Annotated in this window: 3 protein-coding genes; 2 read left to right on the top strand and 1 reads right to left on the bottom strand. The window is 63.7% G+C overall.

Annotated features, from left to right (window positions below):
• Positions 1-276, bottom strand: a 276-nt coding sequence (locus KBA48_RS32875) for a hypothetical protein (RefSeq protein ID WP_292912881.1), incomplete at its 3' end; no start/stop codon positions are given.
• 266 nt (positions 277-542) lie between these two features.
• Between KBA48_RS32875 and KBA48_RS32870 the strand changes: the two genes are divergently transcribed.
• Both KBA48_RS32870 and KBA48_RS32865 read left to right on the top strand, forming a co-directional pair.
• Positions 543-902 carry a hypothetical protein gene (locus KBA48_RS32870; RefSeq protein WP_292912880.1) on the top strand — a complete coding sequence of 120 codons (360 nt, stop codon included), beginning with the start codon at positions 543-545 and terminating at the stop codon, positions 900-902.
• A gap of 139 nt (positions 903-1041) precedes the next feature.
• A partial coding sequence (locus tag KBA48_RS32865) for a TonB-dependent receptor (protein ID WP_292912879.1) occupies positions 1042-2943 on the top strand: 1902 nt, incomplete at its 3' end.

Raw genomic sequence — 2943 nt, 5'->3', positions numbered from 1 at the left:
AGCGAAGCTGATGGTTCCGGGCTGAGCGAAGCTGATGGTTCCGGGCTGGGCGAAGCTGATGGTACCGGGCTGAGCGAAGCTGATGGTGCCGGGCTGGGCGAAGCTGATGGTACCCGGCTGAGCGAAGCTGATGGTGCCGGGTTGAGCACAGCAGGCGGCCTGCGGGTAGGAGATGGTTTGGGGGTACGAGATGGTTTGCGTATAGGAAATGGTCTGGGGATAAGAAATTGTCTGCGGATAGGAAATGGTTTGGGGGTAACCCGTATAGCCTGACATGCAGCACCTCTCCGATGGCCCGTGGGTGGACGTATTGGCATCTCGCGGCTGCATCGCGGGCAGCCGCTTCCTGATTAACCCGCACGGGGTATCCTGTTCAAGGCAATATAGAGAACAGAAGATGGTTAAATACCCTTATTGCGGGTATCTGCATGGGGCCGGTCGGGCGCGGCCTGACGCCGCAGCCGGCATGCTTGACCCCCATGTCCGTTACGGTCAAAAGGGGGCGCATGGAAACGCGGACACATACAGGAGCGGCATTCGGCATGCGACAATGGGTCGGCATGCTGCTGTTCTGCGCCCTGCTGCTGCGCGGCATGATCCCCAGCGGGTACATGCCGGATTTTAACGCGGCCGAGGGGCAGGGTTTCCTGATCATCTGCTCCGGCAACGCGGCGCAGGCCGTCGCGGGGTCGGATGACGGCATGGCCCCGGCCGATACCCACCAGCAGGGATTGTGCGCCTTCGCCTTTCTGGGGGCGGTGGCGCCTGTTCTGTTGCTGATCGCCCTGCTGCTCTGGCTGCCGCCGCGTCATGTCCGTTATCGACTGGGTCTGTGGGTCGACAATGCGCGTCCGCTGATCTGCGCCCCGCCGGGCGCGCGGGCACCACCCGCCTTCGCCTGACCTGATCCTCACACCTTCATTCCATCATCGGGACCCGCAATCGCGGTCCCCGCCGTCGCGTGTTCTGGCCATCGCGCGCCACCGCGACGGGTCAACGCCCGCCCCGCGCCATGCTGGGGATGGGCGCACAGGATCTGTCATGCTGAAGAAAATGCTTGTCGCCGGCGTCTCCACCCTGGCCCTGGCCGGGATTGTCCATGCCGAACCCACCGAATCTGCCGTCATCGTGACGGGTCAGCGGGCCGCCGCAAAACTGGAGCAGCCGACCGCCACCGCCAGCCGCCTGGGCCTGCCCCTGCGCGAGACACCGGCCAGCGTGGAGGTTTTGACCCGCGACGATATCCTGGTCCGGGGGCTGCGCACCTCCCGCGAGGTCTTTGCCGATGTGGTCGGCGCCATCGCGGGCAATGTGCCGGGCAACCCCGCCGTCGTGTCGATGCGCGGCTTTGCCGGCAACACCGTTTCCATCCTGCAGGACGGGGTGCGGGTGTCCAGTTCCACCATGGTTACGCGCGATGCCAATAGCTGGCATTTCGACCGGATCGAGGTGATCAAGGGTCCGGCCTCCGTTCTGGTGGGGGAGGGGGCGCTGGCCGGCGTCATCAACAAGGTGACGCGCAAGCCGACCCTTGACGACACCCATGTCGATGCCATGGCAACCTATGGCAGTTTCGATACGCTGACCCTGGCGGGGGGCGTCAATGTGAAACTGTCCGACGATGTGGCCGTGCGCGCCGATGCCAGCCGTATGACGTCCGACAGCCTGTATGACGTGGATGCCAACAAGACCCGGTCCAGCGGCCTGACCACCAGCCTGTTGTACAAGCCGGCGCAGAATCTGTCCGTCCTTGTGGCTGTCGATCATTACAATGACAAATATGACGGCACCTATCAGGGTGTGCCGCTGGTCTCCGCCGCCGTGGCCCGCGACGCCAGCAAGGCCCTGCGGTCGGCCAACGGTCTGGTGATCGACAAGGCCCTGCGCCGCAAGAACTACAATCCTGACGGCGCCTATTCCGGGGCTGACGAAACGACGCTGCGGGCACGTGTGGATTATGGTTTCGCTGATGGCTGGTCGTTGGCAAACGACCTGACATGGTACAGCGCCACCCGCGATTTTGTGTTGAGCGGGGATCAGAATTTCACCGCGCCCAGCGCCGCCTTCCCCAATGGCAGCTTCGCGCGCGGGCTTCAGGCCATCTATCACGATCATGAATTCTGGAATGAACGTCTGGCCCTGTCCAATGACGGGCATATCGGGGGCCTGCGCAACCGGTTCACCCTCGGCGGGGAATATAACGACACGGACTTCGTAAACCCGCGCAAGCAGACGGCGGTGGGCGCCATCGCAGCCGTCGATCCCTATAACCCCGTCGTCGGCGTCTGGCCGGTCGGTGATACCCTCTATACCAGCCAGAATGTCGTGTTCGACAGCGGCCTGAAGACCAAGGCCGTCTTTGCCGAAAACGCCCTGAACCTGACGCCGGACTGGCTGGTGCTGGCGGGCATCCGGTATGAAGGGATCGAACTGGATCGCGGCATCACCAATCTGAATGCCGGCAACGCCTTTACCCGCGCCGACGCCGATTACGATCCCTTCTCCTGGCGCGTTGGCACCACCTATGATGTCACGCCGGCCGTCACGCTGTATGGCCAGTACACGACGGCGGCACAGCCGGTGGGCAGCATGCTGACCCTGTCGCTGGCCAACACGGCCTTCAAGCTGACCAAGGGCACCTCGGTTGAGGCGGGTTTCAAGGCGCTGATGCTGGACGGGCGGGCCAGCCTGACCGGTGCCGCCTATCGCATTTCCCAGAAAAACATCGTCACCCGTGACCCGTCCAACCCGTCGCTGGCGGTGCAGGGGGGTGAACTGGCCTCCAAAGGTGTGGAACTGACGGCGGATCTGGCGGCGACCGACCAACTCCATCTGTCGGCGGGTATATCCTACAGCGATGCCGAATATGAGGCGTTGAACGAACTGGTCAGCGGACGGCTGGTCAGCCGGGCCGGCAACCGGCCGATCAATATGCCGACCACC

This window comes from Niveispirillum sp. (genome assembly GCF_017996735.1).
Lineage (GTDB): Bacteria > Pseudomonadota > Alphaproteobacteria > Azospirillales > Azospirillaceae > Niveispirillum.
This window is presented reverse-complemented; position numbering and strand designations above follow the sequence as displayed.

Coding starts and splice junctions, on each gene's coding strand:
- KBA48_RS32870 (WP_292912880.1), top strand. CDS start 543: ATGCGACAATGGGTCGGCATGCTGCTGTTCTGCGCCCTGCTGCTGCGC.